At 63.4% G+C, this 1,644-nt stretch carries 1 tRNA gene; it reads right to left on the bottom strand.

The features are described 5' to 3' along the window. Positions 1-1,548: 1,548 nt before the first annotated feature. Positions 1,549-1,625: transfer RNA gene (locus ASD38_RS07540), tRNA-Met, on the bottom strand. Between the last annotated feature and the right edge of the window lie 19 nt (positions 1,626-1,644).

The raw sequence follows: 1,644 nt of genomic DNA, 5'->3' as shown, positions 1-1,644 counted from the left end.
GAATTCCGTGTCAAACCGTTTTTTACAAAACCGTCCGAACCAATCCGCCAAATCCGCCCGAAAGCAAACCCAGCAAACCGAAGCGACCTTCTAGTCAAGGCCGCCAATCAAGTCAAGAAAGAAATCCGAAGATTAACCACCTAGACTTGGAGAGGACCCGGTCGAATTCTTTCGAACTCTTTCAAGATCCTCAGGAGCCGCGCTTTCTAATGAAAGCCTAGCTCCGCGTCAATCTCGAATTCCGCTGAATTCCAGCACAACATCGAAACTGAACACCTCGCTGAACCTCGGAATTCTTATCGAACTCTTCGCTTCCGTGAGGAGCGGCGCTTCTATTGAAGCGCCACCTCAGAGTCAACCGTCTCGTTTTTCCATCCTCCCAAAGGGCCGAAGCCGCAACGAAGAGACAAAAAGGGATCCTTGGGCCGCCGAGGCTGCCCGCCTGGATCCACCACCGAGTCGATTGGAGCGCGGAAACTAACGAAGCCAGCCGAAGAAAGCAAGAGCCTTGAGGCCCCCGCCCCTGCGGCGCGATCGCGTTTCCGAGCGAGCGGCCGATATAGGCGTGTGACGACGCGGTGACAACCCCTCTCCGGTTGAATCCCGATCTGACAGCTGGGGCTTTGGTGGCTTGGGCTTCTGGCGGCCGGGCTTTGGCGGGTCGGCGCGCCCTTCCGTCGTCGTCGCCGGCCTCGTGTACGACCGTCGCGGAGAATCACCCCCTCCCACGCCGTGACCCTGGGGGCGGCTGACCAGGAACGCTTGCCGCGATCGACACCGATCCCGGTGCTCGAGCGTCCGTCCGAGAGAGTATGAAGGCTAATCGACCGCGCGCCGGCGCGATGAGCGAAGGACGCTCCCGTCGGCGCCAGAATTGTTCGCCGATTCCACGAGGCCCGCCGGCGAGACCTGGCTCCGTCGTCGAGAAGCGGCGGGTCCTGATCGGCGTGAGGCCACGCCGGCCCGGACAGGAACCGATACGATTCGCCGCGCGACGGGCGGGATCCAGGCGTCTCGTGGGCTGGGCGACACGCGATATCGAGGCGTCCCAAGGCCGCGGCCCTCGGGCCGCCCGGCCGCTTCTCCTTCGATCGCGGCCTTTGCGATAGAGGGACGAAGGCCGACTTCTCGCCTTCGATTCGGAAAACCCGCCCAGGACCTGGCGCGCCAAGGCCAATCGAGCCCGCGGCCTGGTAGCGTCGACGACGGACCAGAGCGATTCTCGACCTTGGCGGGTCGTCGAACCGACGAAAAGCGCGATCGGCTCCGGGAGACGGCCTCGAGCGCCGTCGCCGCGAGGCGCTCGCGACCTTCGAGTGTCGCGATCCTCGATTCTCAGGGAGATCCGGGGAGGAAAGTCGCCACGCGCGGCCAGGCGGAGCTCGACGAAGAACTCGCCCGCGTTCGTTGTTGGAGGCCTTTGGGCGTCACCCTGCGCCGGCCAGGAGGCTCGACGTTCGTCGACCGCGGCCAGGCTGGGCCTTCGCGCAGCCGCGGCGCCGAAGGCTCAAACGAAAATGGCCTCCCGAAGGAGGCCATTCTTGATCTTGGGTGCGGGGACAGGATTTGAACCTGTGACCTTCAGGTTATGAGCCTGACGAGCTACCGGGCTGCTCCACCCCGCGGCGAAGAGGGTAGTGATTT

The organism is Caulobacter sp. Root487D2Y, from assembly GCF_001427165.1.
GTDB lineage: Bacteria > Pseudomonadota > Alphaproteobacteria > Caulobacterales > Caulobacteraceae > Caulobacter.
The sequence above is the reverse complement of the archived record's forward strand: the minus strand, read 5'-3'. Positions and strand labels throughout refer to the sequence as shown.